The sequence below is a fragment of the Agromyces luteolus genome, from assembly GCF_009729855.1.
GTDB classification, from domain to species: Bacteria; Actinomycetota; Actinomycetes; order Actinomycetales; family Microbacteriaceae; genus Agromyces; species Agromyces luteolus.
On record NZ_WODA01000006.1, the window covers coordinates 1 to 17,163 of the forward strand.

Here is a 17,163-nt window from a genome sequence, read left to right on the forward strand (position 1 = left end):
GCACCTAACAGGCAAGGTGTTGCAACGACCGGCAGAAAGCGCCTGGCATCCGCCCCTCGTCGTGTCGGCGCCGCGGCGCCGCGCTCCGTCGCCGGCTCGCTCGCCGCCTAGTCGAGCAGGTCGTGCAGCTGGACGATCTCGTCGCGGCCGGGGCCGACGCCGATCGCCGAGAAGCGGGCGCCCGACATCGCCTCGAGCTCGCGCACGTAGCTCTGCGCGTTCGGGGGGAGGTCGTCGAACGACCGCGCGCCCGAGATGTCCTCGGTCCACCCGGGGAACTCCTCGTAGACGGGCTTGGCGTGGTGGAAGTCGGACTGCGAGACCGGGACCTCCTCCATGATCACGCCGTCGACGTCGTACGCGACCGCGACCGGGATGCGGTCGATGCCCGTCAGCACGTCGAGCTTGGTGAGCACGAAGTCGGTCACGCCGTTGACCCGCGCGGTGTAGCGGGCGATGGGCGCGTCGTACCATCCGGTTCGGCGGCGACGACCCGTGGTGGTGCCGAACTCGTGCCCCTTGTCGGCGAGGAACTCGCCCCACTCGTCGAAGAGCTCGGTCGGGAACGGGCCCGAGCCGACGCGGGTCGTGTACGCCTTCACGATGCCGATGACGCGGTCGATGCGGTTCGGCGCGATGCCGGAGCCGGTCACGGCGCCGCCGCTCGTCGCGTTCGACGACGTGACGAACGGGTAGGTGCCGTGGTCGACGTCGAGCATGGTGGCCTGGCCGCCCTCGAAGAGCACCGTCTCGCCGGCCTCGAGCGCGCGGTGCAGCAGCAGCGACGTGTCGGTGACCATGGGTCGGAGCCGGTCGACGTAGCCGAGCAGGTCGTCGACGATCTCGTCGACGCCGATCGCGCGGCGGTTGTAGACCTTCACGAGCAGGTGGTTCTTCTGGTCGAGGGCGCCCTCGACCTTCTGCCGCAGGATGTTCTCGTCGAAGAGGTCCTGCATGCGGATGCCGACCCGGTTGATCTTGTCGGCGTAGCTCGGGCCGATGCCACGGCCGGTCGTGCCGATCTGGCGCTTGCCGAGAAAGCGCTCGGTGACCTTGTCGAGCGTGCGGTGGTACTGCGTGATCACGTGCGCGTTCGCCGAGATCTTCAGCTGCGAGGTGTCGACGCCGCGCGACTCGAGGCCCTCGATCTCCTCGAAGAGCACCTCGATGTCGACGACGACGCCGTTCGCGATCACCGGCGTGACGCCGGGCGTGAGGATGCCGGAGGGCAGCAGGTGCAGGGCGTACTTCTCGTCGCCGACGACGACGGTGTGCCCCGCGTTGTTGCCGCCGTTGAACTTGACCACGTAGTCGAGGCGCGAGGAGAGCAGGTCGGTCGCCTTGCCCTTGCCCTCGTCGCCCCACTGTGCTCCGATCAGCACGACCGCGGGCATGTCAGTCCTCTCGTGCCGCACCCGGCGCGGCGGATTCGTCGGACGGGTCGCCGTCCGTCGCCTCGGGCGACGGCAGGGGCGGCAGGGGATCCGTGATGACGCTGATGACCTGCGTGGGCGTGAACTCGGAGGCGATGCGGGCGGGCGCCTCGGCGTCGGCGTCCTCGAGGTCGGATGCCGCGCGCGCGGCGCGCGCGTCGAGCCCGAGCCGCGCTGCCGCCCTGCGCTCGGCGTCGAGCGCGCGGAGGTAGGAGCGGTTCGACTCCTCCGACCAGGGCACCGGCTCGCCGGCGCGCCATCCGGATGCCTCGAGCGAACCGCGCGCGAGGTCGACGGCGACGACGGCGTAGGCGAACGCGTCGAGCGCGCGTCCCTCGGAGTCGGCGAGGTCGGCGAGCTCGGCCCAGGCGAGGGGCGAGGACGGGTGGTCGGCGACGACTCCGGCGACCGACGCCCGGTCGGCCTCGCTGAGCGCCTGCCTGACCTCTGGTTCGTCGGCGAGCACCGCCTCTGCCTCCGGTGGGGTCTGATCCTGAGTCACACTCAACCGTAACGCATGGGGTTCCGGCGGCCCGGGAGGGCGCCATCGGCGGTCGGTGGTCGCCGGTCCGCGGCCTTCAGGGCAGGTCGTGCCGTCGTCCGCCCGTCACGACCGGCTGCACCCCGGCGAGCGCCGGACCGAGTCCGAGGTCGACGAGCACCACGCGGCCGACGAGCTCGACCGCGGGGCCGGACAGCAGCCCGGCCTTCACGGCACCCATCGTCACGGTCACGTCGGCGGGCAGCACCGTCGGGTCGGGCACGCTGCCGTCGTCGGGCGAGATCCCGCTCGGCAGGTCGACCGCGACGACGAGCGGATGCCGCGTGCCGCGCCCCGCACGCGCGACCCACTCCGGTCCGAGCCCCGCGCGCACGCGCACCACGACCTCGCGCGCCAGGCCCCGCAGCGCGGGGGTCGCCGCCGCGCCGATCCCGAGGATGCCGTCGACCAGCACGTCGGCCGTGCGGACCGCCTCGTCGAACTCGCTCGGGTCACCGGCGGGCCCGGGGTCGAGGTCGCGGGCGCCCGCGGCGTGCGCGGCCTCCGCGCCGGCCTCGTGCAGGCGCGAGCCGACCGCGACGATCCGGACGTCGGCGCCGCGCGCCGCCAGGTGCGCACCCGCGAAGAGCGCGTCGCCGCCGTTGTCGCCCGATCCGGCGATGACGATCACGAGCGGCGGCCGCGCGCCATCCGTCGTCTCGTCACCCGCTCGAGTGCTGTCGCTTCCGCCGAATGATGCCGGTCTCGCGGTATCACTCGGCGCGAGCGGCATCACCCGGCGCCGTGGGAGGCGCTCGGCGAGCACCCGCGACACCTCGTCGGCGAGCGCCGCGGCGGCCCGCTGCATGAGCGGTTCGCCCGCCGCGAGGAGCGGGCGCTCGGCCGCGCGGACCTGCTCGGCCGAGTACCCGTCGCGCGGCGACGGCGCGGCGGATCCGGCAGCGGCGTGCATGCGCCCGAGCCTACGCCGCGGCATCCGCGCCGGCACCGGCACACGGCACCGGGTTCGCAACGGTCGGCGGGACACGCGAGAGGGGCCGGGCCCGAAGGCCCGACCCCTCTCGGTCGATCGCTCAGCGCGTCACTGGACGACGTTGAAGGCGTTGACGTTGCCGGCCCCGTAGAAGCCGTTGCGCTCGCCGCCCGTGCAGGTCGCCGGGTAGCCCGGACGCGGCTCGTAGACGCCCTCCGGGCACTCCAGCGCGGTCGCCGTGCGCTCGAGGAACGAGGCGAGCTGCCCCACCTTCATGTCGGGGTGCGCCGAGATCGCGAGCGCCGCGACGCCGGCCGCGTGCGGGCCGGCCATCGAGGTGCCCTGCGACCAGCCCCAGCCGCCCGGGACGGTCGAGAGCACCGCGTCGGTGATCGTCGACGACGCCCCGCCGGTGCGGATACGCGTGTCGCCGCCCGGAGCCGTGACGTCGACGACGCCCTGGCCGTAGGAGGAGTAGTAGCTCTTCTGCTCGGTCGGGCCGACGGCCGAGACCGTCACGACTCCGGGCGCCTCGGCGGGCAGGTCGCGGCACGCGCCGTTGACCTCGCGGGTCTCGACCTCGCCGCTGCCGTCGTTCGGGCTGCCGTCGTCGATGAACTTGTGCTGCAGGTCGACGTTGCTGTTGCCGGCCGACGCGACGGTCAGCGTGCCCTTCGACTGCGAGTAGCTCAGCGCGCGCTGCACGGCCTGCCAGACCGGGCGCTGGCGCGGGTCGTTCACGCAGTTGAACTCCCACGGGTCGATGTAATAGCTGTTGTTCGTGATCGGCATGCCGTGGTCGGCGGCCCAGAGGTAGGCGCAGATCGCGGCCTCGGGGTAGATGAAGCCCTCGTCGCTCACGACCTTGACCGAGGCGACCTTCACGCCGGGCGCGACGCCCGCGATGCCCACGCCGTTGATCGCCGCGGCGATCGTGCCGGCGACGTGCGTGCCGTGCGACGAGGTCGTGTTCTTCCACGCGGCCGGGTCGGTGTCGACGACGCCGCCGAGGCACGAGGCGCTCTGGTCGAACGCGACCTGCGAGGCGAGGTCGGGGTGCGTGTAGTCGATGCCGGAGTCCAGGACGCCGACGACGACCGACGGGTCGCCGGTCGTGATCGCGTGCGCCTCGGGGACGTCGATCTGCTCCATGTCCCACTGGTTGGCCCAGAGGGGCTCCGCCGTGGGGTCGCCGGACGCCTCGACCGACGCCGAGTCGACCGTCTCGAGGATCTCGTCCTCGATGAGCGTCGTGCCGAGCCCGTCGGTCGACGCGACGGACTGCACGCCGGCGCCCACGACCGACGTCTCGAACGCGGTGTTCGTCGACGACACGACGAGCACGCCGATCTGGCCGTAGTTCGCGACGACGGTGCCGCCCGCGGCCGCGACGCGCTTCTCCGCGGCCTTCGTGTTCGCGCCCTGCGGCGCGAGCACGAGGTAGGTGCTCTCCGGGCCGACCGCGGCGGCGGGCACGGCGGCCGCCGTCCCGACCAGGCCCACGGCCAGGGCGACGGCGGATGCCGCGCCGATCACCTTGTGGTTCCTCATCCTGTCTCCGTTCGATGTGCGTGGAGTGGTGCACCGACGGCAGCATGGGCCGTCGGACCGGCGTGTCCAGTGGATGCGACGAACGGCGGCGTCGGTGTAGGGCCGCGCGGCCGGTCCGGCGAGCCTACCGGTGTCCCCCGTCCGGGGGATAGCCCTTGCCCGGCGGCCGCGTCGTCTCGCGCGCACGCGCGCAAGTAGGCTTGTCGGCATGTCGAAAGTCCTCTCGAGCCTTCCCGTCGGCGAGCGCGTCGGCATCGCCTTCTCCGGGGGTCTCGACACCTCCGTGGCGGTCGCCTGGATGCGCGAGAAGGGTGCCGTGCCCTGCACGTACACCGCCGACCTCGGCCAGCCCGACGAGCCCGACGTCGAGGCCGTCCCCGGCCGCGCCGTCGAGTACGGCGCCGAGATCAGCCGGCTCGTCGACGTGAAGACCGCGCTCGTCGAGGAGGGCCTCGTCGCCCTGCAGTGCGGCGCGTTCCACATCCGCTCGGGCGGGAAGACCTACTTCAACACCACGCCGCTCGGCCGCGCGGTCACGGGCACCATGCTCGTGCGCGCGATGATGGAGGACGGCGTCGACATCTGGGGCGACGGCTCGACCTACAAGGGCAACGACATCGAGCGGTTCTACCGCTACGGCCTGATGGCCAACCCGCGCCTCCGCATCTACAAGCCGTGGCTCGACAGCGCCTTCGTCACCGAACTCGGCGGCCGCACGGAGATGAGCGAGTGGATGCAGGCTCGCGACCTGCCCTACCGCGCCTCCGTCGAGAAGGCGTACTCGACCGACGCGAACATCTGGGGCGCGACGCACGAGGCCAAGAAGCTGGAGGACCTCGACGCGGGCGTCACGATCGTCGAGCCGATCATGGGCGTCCGCTTCTGGGACGAGTCGGTCGCGATCCCCGCCGAGGATGTCTCGGTCCGCTTCGACCAGGGCCGCCCCGTCGCCCTGAACGGCGTCGAGTTCGACGACCCGGTCGAGCTCGTGCTCGAGGCGAACCGGATCGGCGGCCGCCACGGCCTCGGCATGAGCGACCAGATCGAGAACCGCATCATCGAGGCGAAGTCGCGCGGCATCTACGAGGCGCCCGGCATGGCCCTGCTGCACGTCACGTACGAGCGGCTGCTCAACGCCGTGCACAACGAGGACACGGTCGCGAACTACCACAACGAGGGTCGCCGCCTCGGCCGCCTCATGTACGAGGGCCGCTGGCTCGACCCGCAGTCCCTCATGCTGCGCGAGTCCATCCAGCGCTGGGTCGGCTCGGCCGTGACCGGCGAGGTCACGCTCCGCCTGCGTCGCGGCGACGACTACACGATCCTGAACACCGAGGGCCCGGCCCTCAGCTACCATCCCGACAAGCTCTCGATGGAGCGCGTCGGCGACCAGGCCTTCGGGCCGGAGGACCGCATCGGCCAGCTCACCATGCGCAACCTCGACATCGCCGACTCGCGGGCGCGCCTCGAGCAGTACGCCGCACTCGGCATCGTCGGCGGTGCGACCGCCCAGCTCGTCGGCGAGATCGCCGCGGGGCGGGCGGCCGAGATCCTCGAGGGCGAGGCCGAGACCGCGCTCGATGCGGCGACGGATGCCGCGAACGAGGCCGCCGCGTTCGACCTCGGCACCGACTGAGGCGCGCGCTCCCACGACGCGACCCCTGCATCCGGATCGGTGCGGGGGTCGCGTCGTCTACGGGCAGATCGGCTCAGCCCGCGATCGCCGCCTCGGGGACATCCACCCACTGGACCAGCTGGATGACGATGCCGTTCGGGTCGAGCACCTGGAAGTAGCGCTCGCCCCACGGCTCGGTCTCGATCGGCGTGGCGATGGGGATGAGGTGGCGCAGACGGGCCCATTCGGCGTCGATGTCGTCGACCACGAACACGACGAGCAGGCCCGGCCCCGCCGGCTCGCGATGCGTGGCGGGCTTGAAGCTCGGCAGCCCCGCCCGCAGGAAGATGACGTTCACCCCCGAGTCGGGCCTCGTGAGCGAGGCGAAGCCGTCGGCCGACATGGCGACCTCGAATCCGAAGTGCTCCTGGAGGAAGCCGCTCGATGCGTCGACGTCGGGGACGTTGAGCGAGAGCGCGGTCGCGGTGATGTGCATGATTCTCCCTTCACGTACAACGTACGTTAATTCGGTACAATGCGCACATGTCCCGCGATATTCCCGAGCTCATCCGCCTCCTCTGGCGCCATGAGATTCCGGTGGCTCCCGCCCGGGGCCGCCCGGCCCGGATCTCCGTCGACGACCTCGTCGCCGCGGGCATCGCGATCGCCGACGCCGACGGCCTCGCCGCCGTGACGATGCGGGCGGTCGCGGCACGTCTCGGGACCGGGCCCATGTCGCTCTACGCCCACGTGCCCGACAAGACGGCCCTGCTCGCGCTGATGTCCGATCGAGTGCTGGCCGCGATGCGGCATGCCGACTACGACCGGATCGACGACTGGCGCGAGCGGCTCGAGCGGCTGGCGGACGACAATCGCGCCGTCCTCCTCGAGCACGCCTGGCTGGCGGCGGGCGGGCCCGACCCCATGCCCGTCGGACCGGGTGCGATCACCAAGTACGAGCGCGAGCTCCGCGCGCTCGATCGACTCGGCCTTCCTCCGGTCGACACGGACGCCTGCCTGACCCTGATCGTCGACTTCGCGCGGTCCTCCGCCGTGTCGGCCGTCGCGGCGAGCGCGCCCGACGCGGACTGGTGGCAGGAGGCGGGCCCGGCGCTCGCGGAGCACGTCGTCCCCGAGCGTTTCCCATTGGCCACGTCGATCGGCGCCGCCGCCGGCGAGGAGCACGGCTCGGCGCGCGACGACGAGCACGCGTGGCGCTTCGGGCTCGCTCGGATCCTCGACGGGATCGCGTCGCTCGCCGAGGGCCCACCGATCGCTCCCGACATGGACTGACGCGGGACCCCCTCGCACCAATACGATCACCATCAGGACTCGTGGATGGGGGCGATCGTATGGGTGCTGTCGAGGTGACTCCGTGAGCGGGGGCGAGTGGGCGGCGGTCGTCGGGGGTCTCGTGATCCTCGTCGACCTGGCGATCCGCATCACGGCGCTCATCATCATCCCCCGCGAACGGAAGCCGACCGCCGCGATGGCGTGGCTGCTCGCCATCTTCCTCATCCCGTTCGTCGGCATCCTGCTGTACCTGCTGATCGGCAACATCCGGCTGCCGAAGCAGCGGATGGCACGCCAGGACGAGGCCGACCGGATGATCGCCGAGCGCGCTGCCGAGGTCGACCTCGTGGCCGACCACGCGTCGTGGCCCGCGTGGTTCGACCGGGCCGTCGAGCAGAACACCCGGCTCACGGGCCTGCCGGCGACCTCGGGCAACCGCGCGACCCTGATCGACGACTACCAGGGCTCGATCGACGCGATGGCGGCGGACATCGCGACCGCGACGCGGTTCGTGCACGTCGAGTTCTTCATCGTCGCGCTCGACGACACCACCCGGGGCTTCTTCGCGGCGATGGAGGACGCCGTCCGCCGCGGCGTTCACGTGCGGCTGCTGATGGACCACATCGCCTCGTCGAAGGTCCCGCTGCACAAGGCGACGATCGAGGAGCTCGACCGGATCGGCGTCGAGTGGCACTACCTCCTGCCCGTCCGCCCGTTCAAGGGCGAGTGGCAGCGGCCCGACCTCCGCAACCACCGCAAGATCGTCGTCGTCGACGGCGTCGTCGGGCACATGGGCTCGCAGAACCTCATCGACCGCAGCTACGACTCGCCGAAGAACCTGAAGCGGGGCCTGAAGTGGCAGGAGCTCGTGGCCCGGGTCACGGGTCCGGCCGTCGCGGAGCTCAACGCGGTCTTCCGGTCCGACTGGTACGCCGAGACCGGCGAGGTGCTGGGCGAGGACGCCAACGTGCGCGCGATCGACCTGCCGGTCGACACCTCGCCCGACGCGCTCGACTGCCAGGTGGTGCCGAGCGGCCCGGCCTTCGAGAGCGAGAACAACCTGCGGCAGTTCCTCACCCTGGTGAACTCGGCGCAGGAGCGGGTCATCATCACGAGCCCGTACTTCGTGCCCGACGAGGCCATGGTCTACGCGATCACGTCCGCGAAGCTGCGGGGGCTCGACGTGCAGCTGTTCGTCTCGGAGATCGGCGACCAGGGCGGGGTCTGGCACGCCCAGCGCTCCTACTACCGCGCGCTCCTCACGGCCGGCGTGCGGATCTGGCTGTACCCGGGTCCGTTCATCCTGCACGCGAAGCACCTCTCGATCGACGACGACGTCGCCGTGATCGGTTCGAGCAACATGGACATCCGCTCGTTCGCGCTGAACTTCGAGGTCACGCTGCTGGTGCGGGGCGCCTCCTTCGTCTCCGACATGCGCGCCGTCGAGGCCCGGTACCGAGAGCTCGGGCGCGAGCTCACACTCGAGGAGTGGAACCGCGAGCCCGCATCGGCGACGTTCCTCGACGGCATCGCACGGCTCACCTCCGCGCTCCAGTAGCCGTCGGCGACGGCGGTGCGGATGCCGCTACGCCGGCGTCTGCTGGTGCGCGGCGACGTGCCACGCGCCATCGGCGTAGAGGTAGGTCGTCGACATCCGGAGGTCGGCGACGTCGTCGCCGCGGCGCGCGACCGCGCGGTACGCGAGGATCCCCGCCCGGTCGCCGAGCCGGACGATCGCCGGCTCGTGGATCTCGTACGCGTCCCACGGCGGCGACTCGCGGAACGCCGCGATCACGTCGTCGCGGCCGAGCACGGCCCCCTCGACGATCATGACGGCGTCGCGGGTCATGGCGCGGGCGTAGTGCTCGCCCCCGTGGCCGTCGAGGATGGCGCGCCATCCGGCGTGCTCCTCGTGCAGGAGGCGGGCGGGAAGATCGTCGGTGATCTCGGTCATGCGGACACGCTACGCCTACATCCAGTTGCGGCGCTTGAAGACCACGTAGAGCACCGCGGCGAACACGGCCATGCCGACCAGGGAGAGGGGGTAGCCGAGCGGGGTCTCGAGTTCGGGCATGTACCGGAAGTTCATCCCGTAGATCGAGGCGATGAGCGTCGGCGCGAAGATGATCGCCGCCCAGCTGGAGATCTTCTTCACCTCCTCGCTCTGCCGGAGGCTCGTCTCGGTGAGCCGCTGCATCTCCTCGTTCTGGCGTTGCGTGACGAGCGTCGAGTGCACAGCGAGCGCGTTCTGCAGGAGCTGGCGGAACGACTCGCCGCGGTCGACGATCCTGAGCACGTGGTCGTCGGCGTCGCGCAGGTACCGCTGCAGTTCGAGGTCGACACCGTACTTCTCGAATCCGCGCTCGAGCGCCTCGAGGATGCCGACGATGGGCTTCGTCGCCCGCTGGAAGTCCATGACCTCGGCGGCGAGGTCGTAGATCCGTCGGGTGACCGCGGGGTCGCCGTCGAAGAGCTGCTGCTCGATCTCGTCGATGTCGTTCTCGAGGCCCGACACGACGGGGCCGTACTCGTCGACGACCTCGTCGATCACGGCGTACAGCACGGCCTCCGGACCGCGGGCGAGCAGTTCGGGCGCGCCCTCCAGGCGGCGGCGAACGCGCGCGAGGTCGGGTGACTCGGCGTGGCGGATGGTGATGGCGAAGCCCGGCCCGACGAAGACGTGCAGTTCGCCGAACTCCACCTGCTCGACGTCGTCGAGGTAGCGGGCCGGCTTCAGCACGGCGAAGAGCGTCTGGCCGTAGCGCTCGAGCTTCGGGCGCTGGTGCCCCTTCCGGGCGTCCTCGACCGCGAGGTGGTGCAGCCCGAACTCGGCGGCCACGGCGTCGAGCTCCGCGTCGGTCGGTCGGTACAGGCCGATCCACGCGAACCCGCCGCCGTGACGCTCCCGGGTCTCGAAGGTCTCCTCGAGCGATGCCGGCGTCGCGACACGGCGCCCGTCGCGGTACACGGCGTTGTCGATGATCGGCACGGGACCAGTGTCATCCCGTTGCCGCGCCGCGCCGCGGCGACACGCACGACGGCCGCGCGGCCTTCGTCCTCGTCAGTGTGTGACGGCCCAGCGGCTGCGGTCGGGCGTCGCCCGCGCGCGCACGAGGACGCCGGGTTCGAGCCCGAGCCGCCCCTCGGCGATGCGGAAGGCGATGCGATCGGCCTCCGCCTCGTCGATGAGGCCGAGCGCGTGGTGCTGCACGGCGACGCCGTCGATCAGGGCGGTGAGCGTGCGCGCATCGGCCTCGGGGTCGGCGCTCGTGCCGTCGCCGGCGGCGACGATGCGACGGATGATGCCCGCGAGGCGGGCGTCGGACTCGCGGTGGTGGCGCGTGAGCGATGCGTGCAGCTCCGGGTTGCGGGGCGCCTCGCTCCACGCGTCGATCCAGACGAAGTAGTGGTCGCGCGGGGTGGTCGAGAGCCAGTCGGCGAGCGCGGGGATCGGCTCGAGCCGGGTCGCGAGCTCCTCGTCCTCCGCGGCCTCGGCGAGCACCGCGGCGTCGAACGCGGCGGCGACGAGCTGCTCGCGGGTGGCGAAGTAGTGGCGGATCAGCCCGTGGACGACGCCCACCTCCGCGGCGACGTCGCGGAGCGTGACGCGCGCGAAGCCGTCGCGGGCGACGAGTCGCAGGGTCGCCGCGATGATCTGCTCGCGGCGCTCGGCGGGGTCCAGTCGGGTGGCCATCCTCCGATGCTAGGCCGCTCTTGTCCGCGCGGCCAACCGATCCGCGTCAGTGCCGGGCGTGCCGCCGCGCCCACTCGTGCATGACGATCGCAGCCGCGGCGCTCGCGTTGATCGATCGCGTCGACCCGTACTGCGTGATCTCGACCACGCGATCGGCGGCGGCGAGCGCCTCGTCGCTCAGCCCCGGCCCCTCCTGCCCGAAGAGCAGCACGCACCGCTCGGGCAGCTCGACGAGGTCGACCGGCTCGGAGCCCTCGACGTTGTCGACGGCGACGACCGGGAGGCCCGCGGCATCCGCCCACGCCGTGAAGCCGGCGACGTCGGGGTGGTGCATGAGGTGCTGGTAGCGGTCGGTGACCATGGCGCCGCGACGGTTCCACCGGCGACGACCGATGATGTGGACGGTCTCGGCCGCGAACGCGTTCGCCGTGCGCACGATCGAGCCGATGTTGAGGTCGTGCTGCCAGTTCTCGATCGCGACGTGGAACGGATGCCGCCGGGTGTCGAGGTCGGCCACGATCGCCTCGAGCGTCCAGTAGCGGTAGCGGTCCACGACGTTCCGGCGGTCGCCGCGCTCGAGCAGTTCCGGGTCCAAGCGCGGGTCGTCGGGCCAGGCGATGCGACCGCCGGGCCAGGGGCCGACCCCGTGCAGCGGGAGCAAGGGCTCGGCGTGCTCGTCGGAGGCGTCCGGCGACGTCGCGCCGGCGTGCGGCTCGGCCGACGCGGCATCCGGCCGCGGCTCGGTCCCCGCGTCATCCGCTCGCTCGACGTCCACGCGACCACGCTAGCCGCCCCGTCCCGGGGACATGCCACGACCGGCTTTCGGTGCGCCGAAAAACCGCTACGATTTCGGTATGCCGAAACGTGCCGTCGTCGCCACGACCCTGATCGCCGCCGCCCTCGCCCTGAGCGGGTGCTCGGGGGTGCCCGCGAACGGGCAGGGAGACGGCCGCCCGGTCGTGCTCACGACCTTCACGGTGCTCGCCGACATCGCGGAGGAGGTCGCGGGCGAGCACCTGCGCGTCGAGTCGATCACCAAGGTCGGTGCCGAGATCCACGGCTACGAGCCGACCCCGGGCGACCTGCGTCGCGCGTCGCAGGCCGACCTCATCCTCGACAACGGCCTCAACCTCGAGGCGTGGTTCGAACGGTTCGTCGCCGACCTCGACGTGCCGCACGTGGTCGTGAGCGACGGCGTCGAGGTGATGTCGATCGCCGACGGTGAGGCGGAGGGACTTCCCAACCCCCACGCGTGGATGTCGGCGCTGAACACGCAGGTCTACGTCGACAACATGGTCGACGCCTTCTCCGAGCTCGACCCGGCGCACGCCGACGACTACGCCGCGAACGGCGAGGCCTACCGGGCCGAGCTCCAGGCCGTGCACGACGAGCTGGTCGCCGAGCTCTCGGCCCTGCCGGCGAACGAGCGGGCGCTCGTGACCTGCGAGGGCGCCTTCTCGTACCTCGCGCGCGACGCGGACCTCACCGAGCAGTACCTCTGGGCCGTGAACGCCGAGCAGCAGGCGACGCCGCAGCAGGTCGCCGAGACCATCGAGTTCATCGACGAGCAGCGCGTGCCCGCGGTGTTCTGCGAGTCGACCGTCTCCGACGAGGCCATGCAGCAGGTGGTCGAGGCGACGGATGCCGCGTTCGGCGGCGTCCTCTACGTCGACTCGCTCTCCGAGCCCGACGGCCCGGTGCCCACCTACCTCGACCTGCTCCGCCATGACACGGAGGTCATCACCGAGGCGCTCACCGGAGGCGCGCGATGAGCGGCCCCGCGACATCCGCTCGCCGCCCCTCGACGGACGGGCCGGCGCTCGAGGTGCGCGGGATCACCGTGCACTACGGCGACGTGCTCGCGCTCGACGACGTGAGCCTGACGCTCGGGCGCGGAACGATCTGCGGACTCGTCGGCATGAACGGGTCGGGCAAGTCGACGCTCTTCAAGGCGATCATGGGCAACGTCCGCCCCGACCGGGGCGGCGTCTCGATCGGCGGCCGGTCGCCCCGGCAGGCGCGACGGGCGGGCGTCGTCGGCTACGTGCCGCAGAGCGAGGAGGTCGACTGGTCGTTCCCGCTGAGCGTGCACGACGTGGTGATGATGGGCCGGTACGGGTTCCAGGGCTTCACGCGGCGGCCGCGGCGGGCCGACCGAGAGGCCGTCGCCGAGGCGCTCGATCGCGTCGAGCTCGCCGACCTCGCCGACCGTCGCATCGGCGCGCTCTCCGGCGGCCAGCGCAAGCGCGCCTTCGTCGCGCGCGGGCTCGCGCAGGGCGCCGACCTGCTCCTGCTCGACGAGCCGTTCGCGGGCGTCGACAAGCGCAGCGAGGCGACGATCACCGACCTCCTGCGCGAGCTCGCCGACGGCGGCGCGACCGTGCTCGTGTCGTCCCACGACCTCGAGGCGCTGCCTCGGCTCGCCGACGAGGCGATCCTGCTCCTGCGTCGCGTGCTGCTGCACGGCACGCCCGACGAGGCGCTCCGGCCCGAGCAGCTCGCTCGGGCGTTCGGGCTCGACCTCGCGACCGGGCGGCCGACCGACGGAGGCGACTGAGATGCTCCTCGACCTGCTGCTCGAACCGCTCGGCTACGACTTCATGCAGCGCGCGTTCCTCGTCACGATCACCGCGGCGATCGTGTGCGGGGTGCTCAGCTGCTGGCTCGTGCTGATCGGCTGGTCGCTCATGGGCGACGCGGTCTCGCACGCGGTGCTGCCGGGCGTCGTCATCGCGTACCTGATGGGCACGCCGTTCGCGGTCGGAGCGCTCGTGTTCGGGCTCGGCGCGGTCGCGCTGATCTTCCTCGTCCGGTCGACGAGCCGCGTGAAGGAGGACGCCGCCATCGGCGTGGTCTTCACCACCCTCTTCGCGCTCGGCCTGGTGCTCATCTCGGTCGTGCCGAGCCAGACCGACCTCGGGCACATCCTGTTCGGCAACCTGCTCGGCGTGAGCGCGGCCGACCTCGTGCAGGTGCTCGTGCTCGGGGCGTTCACGCTCGTGGTCCTGGTGCTCAAGCGCCGCGACCTGACGCTCTACGCGTTCGACCCCACGCATGCCCACGCGATCGGGCTGAACCCGAAGGTCCTCGGCGCGCTGCTGCTCGCACTCCTCGCGCTCACGGTCGTCGTGGCGCTGCAGGCCGTCGGCGTCGTGCTCGTCGTCGCCATGGTCATCATCCCGGGAGCGACGGCGTACCTGCTGACCGACCGGTTCGCGCGGATGCTCGTGATCTCGCCGGCCATCGCCGCGGGCTGCGCGATCGTCGGCATCTACGCCAGCTACTACCTCGACGCGGCGTCAGGCGGCATGGTCGTGCTGACGATGGGCGTCGTGTTCGCGCTCGTGTACCTCTTCGCGCCGCGGCACGGCGTCATCGGTCGGAGCCTGGTCGCCGCCCGTCGGCGTCGGGCCGCGGCCGCGAGGTCCGCCGCGGCGGAACGCCAGCCCGCCTGACGCGGAACCGCCCCGGGAGCGCGGCACGGATCGCGCCCCCGGGGCGGGGTCGTCGGGCGGCGACGGATGCCGCGGCGCGCAGCACGCGGCATCCGTCACGCATCACGGGCTCAGTCGTCGAACACGACCGTCCACTCGGCGTCGGCGCCGTCGGCGATCGACACCCAGGCCTTGGGCACGGCCACGACCGTGACCTCGCCGTCGGCGTCGAACTTGCCCTTCTCCACGAGCTCGCCGTCGATGGAGTACGCGAACGCCGGGTCGTGCGGGATCTGCACCTCGTCGTGGTCGGTGCCGGGGCGGTCCTTGAACTTCGGGCCGACCGGCGTCGACGGGGCCGTCAGCACGGGCACGTTCGCGAAGTCCATGTCGCTCGCCAGGTAGTACGAGGTGTACGACGGCTGGTTGTACGTCGTGTTCTGGCGGGCGACCTCGGCACGGTACTGCGGGTCGTGCATCAGGGTCGTGAGCTTGTGCCCGGTGACCTCGGTGCTCGTGAAGATGCGCAGCGCGTTCGAGTCGACGGTGCGGACGAGGAGCTCCTCGCGCCAGTCGCCGAGGACGTCGGCGACGAGCGACGGGGTGCCCTTCGTGCCGTTGTTGGTGCGCGTGCCCTCCGCGGTGAGCAGCGTCCCGCGGGTCCAGTCGTCGATCGTCGGCGTCGCGTTGCCGCTGCCGTTCACGATCTGCGTCGTGAGGTCGGCCGCCCAGCGGATCGACATGTTGGTGCCGGGCGTCGCCGCCGACAGGATGTCGCCCTCGGTCGAGAGCAGGCCGCTCGCGTCGGTGCCGCCGGGCATGCTCGCCCACACCTCGGTGCCCGCGACATCCGCCCGCACGTCGCCGATCATGCCGCGACCCGTGTCGCGACCCGAGTAGGCGCCGAACAGGATCTCGCCGGTGGCGGCGTCGCGCATGACCGAGCCGTACGGCGCCCAGGTGCCGCCCTCGTGCACGGTCCAGATCTCCTGGCCCGGGCGGTTCGGGTCGATGTCGGTCACGTGCATGGCGTCGCCGTGGCCGAGGCGTGCGAGCTCGCCGGGTGCGGCGCTGCCCTCGGGCAGGACGTCGTACGAGCTGTAGAGCACGCTGCCGTCGTCGTCGATCGTGGCGGCGCCGTAGACGATCTCGTGCTTCCCGTCGCCGTCGACGTCGGCCGCGCTCAACGAGTGGAAGCCCTGCGTCGTGATGCCGCCGTACTCGGGGTCGGTGCCGTCGACGCCGTGCGGCGCGTCGTTGAACGGGTTCGACATCGGCGCGTGGCCGGAGTCGACGAAGAAGCGCTCCTGCAGCGCCTCGCCGTCCCAGTCGTACGCGACCATCGTGGTGCGCGTGTAGTAGCCGCGCGCGAAGACCGCCGACGGGTGCTCGCCGTCGAGGTAGGCGACGCCCGCGAGGAACCGGTCGACCCGGTTGCCGGGCTCGATGCGGCTCATGGCGTAGTCGCCCCACATGAGGCCGTCGTCGCCGCGGCCCGGCTTGTAGGGGATCGTCTGCAGCTCCTCGCCGGTCGCGCCGTCGAAGACCGTGAGGTACTCGGGGCCGTCGACGATGAAGCCCTCGAAGGTCGTGAGGTCGTTCCGGCTGCTGCGGCTCGGCGCGTAGACGTCGATGAAGTGGTCGACGAGCTCCTCTGCGGCCTGCTCGCTCAGCGGGTACTCGTGCGCGACGGGGATGCCGAGCGCCTCCTCGATCGTCGCGGGCCAGTTCCCTGCGACCACCTCGGGGTGCTCGCTCCAGCCCTGGAACATCTCGACCAGGTGGTCGCGGTAGTCGTCGGCGCTCATGCGGTAGTCGTCGTCGTGGGCGTATCCGGCCGCGACATCCGCCTCGGGCATCGTGACGAACGCCTCGGCGGCGACCGAGCCGTCGGCGTCGTAGGTGATCGACTTCGTGCCGGGCGCGGTCTTCAGCATCGTCTCGGCACGGCCGTCGCCGTCGAAGTCGTAGGTCATGAACTGCGTGTAGTGGGCTCCGGCGCGGATGTTCACGCCGAGGTCGATGCGGTTCAGCAGCGTGCCGTCGAGCTCGTACGTGTCGAGGTAGACGGTGCCCGTGTAGCCCTTCTGCGACACGTCCTTCGAGTTCGACGGGTCCCACTTGACCTGGAACTCGTACGCGCCGTCGCCGTCGACGTCGGCGACGGTGGCGTCGTTCGCCGAGTAGGTGAAGGCCTCGCCGACCGGCGTCACGCCGTCGGCGGGCTTCTGCAGCGGCAGGTCGTAGTAGCCGTCGGCCCAGGCGGATGCCGCGGCGCTCGCCTCGAGCTCGACGCCGTTCACGATCGGCGCGACCGCGTACTCGGCCGTGGCCGAGCCCTCCTCGTCGAGGAGGTTCGTGCTGTCGGAGACGGTCGCGATCCGCTCGCCGTCGCGGTAGACGGCGAAGTCGGGCCCGGCCATGCCGGTGGCGGTGGACCCCGTGGCCACGGAGCCGAGCAGGCGCCACGAGAGGAACACGCCCTCGTCGGTCGAGACGGCCACGAGGCCGCGGTCGAGCGCCTCGAGCTGCGGGGTGCCGGCGGGCGGGCCCGCGTCGGGCGGTGCGGCGTTCGCGGCCTGCGCGACGCCGGCGATCAGGCACCCGGCGGCGGCGACCGCCAGGGCTGCGCGGAACGGATGGTGTCCGAGATTCATCGTCGAATCCT

At 71.8% G+C, this 17,163-nt stretch carries 16 protein-coding genes; 6 read left to right on the forward strand and 10 right to left on the reverse strand.

Annotated elements, in window-relative coordinates:
* Positions 1 to 107 precede the first annotated feature (107 nt).
* The 4 genes from GLX25_RS03610 to GLX25_RS03625 form a co-directional block, all read right to left on the reverse strand.
* Complete coding sequence (locus GLX25_RS03610) at positions 108 to 1,394, reverse strand: adenylosuccinate synthase (protein ID WP_155840849.1); 1,287 nt, start codon at positions 1,392 to 1,394, stop codon at positions 108 to 110.
* 1 nt (position 1,395) lies between these two features.
* On the reverse strand, positions 1,396 to 1,899 hold the full coding sequence (locus GLX25_RS03615; protein WP_166548415.1) for a DUF3151 family protein: 504 nt from the start codon (positions 1,897 to 1,899) through the stop codon (positions 1,396 to 1,398).
* A gap of 112 nt (positions 1,900 to 2,011) precedes the next feature.
* Positions 2,012 to 2,887, reverse strand: a complete 876-nt coding sequence (locus tag GLX25_RS03620) for an NAD(P)H-hydrate epimerase (protein WP_155840851.1) — start codon at positions 2,885 to 2,887, stop codon at positions 2,012 to 2,014.
* 129 nt (positions 2,888 to 3,016) lie between these two features.
* Positions 3,017 to 4,459: a S8 family peptidase gene (locus tag GLX25_RS03625; protein WP_155840852.1), complete on the reverse strand. Its 1,443-nt coding sequence runs from the start codon at positions 4,457 to 4,459 to the stop codon at positions 3,017 to 3,019.
* A gap of 208 nt (positions 4,460 to 4,667) precedes the next feature.
* Between GLX25_RS03625 and argG the strand changes: the two genes are divergently transcribed.
* A complete protein-coding gene (gene argG / locus GLX25_RS03630) occupies positions 4,668 to 6,095 on the forward strand; it encodes an argininosuccinate synthase (RefSeq protein WP_155840853.1) in 1,428 nt (475 codons plus the stop codon).
* 73 nt (positions 6,096 to 6,168) lie between these two features.
* On the opposite strand, the gene GLX25_RS03635 is transcribed toward argG, so the two are convergent.
* Positions 6,169 to 6,570 (reverse strand): VOC family protein, encoded by a 402-nt coding sequence (locus tag GLX25_RS03635; protein ID WP_155840854.1) that lies wholly within the window; start codon positions 6,568 to 6,570, stop codon positions 6,169 to 6,171.
* A gap of 47 nt (positions 6,571 to 6,617) precedes the next feature.
* Between GLX25_RS03635 and GLX25_RS03640 the strand changes: the two genes are divergently transcribed.
* Together GLX25_RS03640 and cls are read left to right on the forward strand one after the other, a co-directional pair.
* The gene (locus tag GLX25_RS03640) at positions 6,618 to 7,367 is read left to right on the forward strand and encodes a TetR/AcrR family transcriptional regulator (RefSeq protein ID WP_155840855.1); all 750 of its coding nucleotides are present in this window, start codon (positions 6,618 to 6,620) and stop codon (positions 7,365 to 7,367) included.
* Positions 7,368 to 7,449: 82 nt separating this feature from the next.
* Complete coding sequence (gene cls / locus GLX25_RS03645) at positions 7,450 to 8,925, forward strand: cardiolipin synthase (RefSeq protein ID WP_166548416.1); 1,476 nt, start codon at positions 7,450 to 7,452, stop codon at positions 8,923 to 8,925.
* Positions 8,926 to 8,952: 27 nt separating this feature from the next.
* Here the strand turns inward: cls and GLX25_RS03650 are convergent, their stop codons facing one another.
* The 4 genes from GLX25_RS03650 to GLX25_RS03665 all read right to left on the reverse strand — a co-directional run bounded on the left by GLX25_RS03650 (position 8,953) and on the right by GLX25_RS03665 (position 11,722).
* Positions 8,953 to 9,321 carry a DUF4440 domain-containing protein gene (locus GLX25_RS03650; RefSeq protein ID WP_155840856.1) on the reverse strand — a complete coding sequence of 123 codons (369 nt, stop codon included), beginning with the start codon at positions 9,319 to 9,321 and terminating at the stop codon, positions 8,953 to 8,955.
* 15 nt (positions 9,322 to 9,336) lie between these two features.
* Positions 9,337 to 10,356, reverse strand: coding sequence for a magnesium and cobalt transport protein CorA (locus tag GLX25_RS03655; RefSeq protein WP_166548417.1), 1,020 nt, complete (start codon positions 10,354 to 10,356; stop codon positions 9,337 to 9,339).
* Between the two features lie 72 nt (positions 10,357 to 10,428).
* Complete coding sequence (locus GLX25_RS03660) at positions 10,429 to 11,061, reverse strand: TetR/AcrR family transcriptional regulator (protein ID WP_155840857.1); 633 nt, start codon at positions 11,059 to 11,061, stop codon at positions 10,429 to 10,431.
* Positions 11,062 to 11,107: 46 nt separating this feature from the next.
* Positions 11,108 to 11,722, reverse strand: coding sequence for a TrmH family RNA methyltransferase (locus GLX25_RS03665; protein ID WP_155841136.1), 615 nt, complete (start codon positions 11,720 to 11,722; stop codon positions 11,108 to 11,110).
* Between the two features lie 193 nt (positions 11,723 to 11,915).
* Here GLX25_RS03665 and GLX25_RS03670 point away from each other — a divergent pair, with 193 nt between their 5' ends.
* From GLX25_RS03670 to GLX25_RS03680, 3 genes are read left to right on the forward strand one after another with little or no spacing between them, the layout of a single operon-like run.
* Positions 11,916 to 12,833, forward strand: coding sequence for a metal ABC transporter substrate-binding protein (locus GLX25_RS03670; protein WP_155840858.1), 918 nt, complete (start codon positions 11,916 to 11,918; stop codon positions 12,831 to 12,833).
* Positions 12,830 to 13,618, forward strand: a complete 789-nt coding sequence (locus tag GLX25_RS03675) for a metal ABC transporter ATP-binding protein (protein WP_155840859.1) — start codon at positions 12,830 to 12,832, stop codon at positions 13,616 to 13,618. The genes GLX25_RS03670 and GLX25_RS03675 overlap by 4 nt, the downstream gene beginning before the upstream one ends.
* Position 13,619: 1 nt before the next feature.
* Positions 13,620 to 14,516 carry a metal ABC transporter permease gene (locus tag GLX25_RS03680; protein ID WP_155840860.1) on the forward strand — a complete coding sequence of 299 codons (897 nt, stop codon included), beginning with the start codon at positions 13,620 to 13,622 and terminating at the stop codon, positions 14,514 to 14,516.
* Between the two features lie 110 nt (positions 14,517 to 14,626).
* On the opposite strand, the gene GLX25_RS03685 is transcribed toward GLX25_RS03680, so the two are convergent.
* Positions 14,627 to 17,152, reverse strand: a complete 2,526-nt coding sequence (locus GLX25_RS03685) for a rhamnogalacturonan lyase (protein WP_155840861.1) — start codon at positions 17,150 to 17,152, stop codon at positions 14,627 to 14,629.
* Positions 17,153 to 17,163: the final 11 nt, after the last annotated feature.

Bases quoted from the DNA above. Each gene is read 5' to 3' on its own strand.
- GLX25_RS03610 (WP_155840849.1), bottom strand. From the start codon at position 1,394: ATGCCCGCGGTCGTGCTGATCGGAGCACAGTGGGGCGACGAGGGCAAG.
- GLX25_RS03620 (WP_155840851.1), bottom strand. From the start codon at position 2,887: ATGCACGCCGCTGCCGGATCCGCCGCGCCGTCGCCGCGCGACGGGTAC.
- GLX25_RS03625 (WP_155840852.1), bottom strand. From the start codon at position 4,459: ATGAGGAACCACAAGGTGATCGGCGCGGCATCCGCCGTCGCCCTGGCC.
- argG (WP_155840853.1), top strand. From the start codon at position 4,668: ATGTCGAAAGTCCTCTCGAGCCTTCCCGTCGGCGAGCGCGTCGGCATC.
- GLX25_RS03635 (WP_155840854.1), bottom strand. From the start codon at position 6,570: ATGCACATCACCGCGACCGCGCTCTCGCTCAACGTCCCCGACGTCGAC.
- GLX25_RS03640 (WP_155840855.1), top strand. From the start codon at position 6,618: ATGTCCCGCGATATTCCCGAGCTCATCCGCCTCCTCTGGCGCCATGAG.
- GLX25_RS03650 (WP_155840856.1), bottom strand. From the start codon at position 9,321: ATGACCGAGATCACCGACGATCTTCCCGCCCGCCTCCTGCACGAGGAG.
- GLX25_RS03660 (WP_155840857.1), bottom strand. From the start codon at position 11,061: ATGGCCACCCGACTGGACCCCGCCGAGCGCCGCGAGCAGATCATCGCG.
- GLX25_RS03670 (WP_155840858.1), top strand. From the start codon at position 11,916: ATGCCGAAACGTGCCGTCGTCGCCACGACCCTGATCGCCGCCGCCCTC.
- GLX25_RS03675 (WP_155840859.1), top strand. From the start codon at position 12,830: ATGAGCGGCCCCGCGACATCCGCTCGCCGCCCCTCGACGGACGGGCCG.
- GLX25_RS03680 (WP_155840860.1), top strand. From the start codon at position 13,620: ATGCTCCTCGACCTGCTGCTCGAACCGCTCGGCTACGACTTCATGCAG.
- GLX25_RS03685 (WP_155840861.1), bottom strand. From the start codon at position 17,152: ATGAATCTCGGACACCATCCGTTCCGCGCAGCCCTGGCGGTCGCCGCC.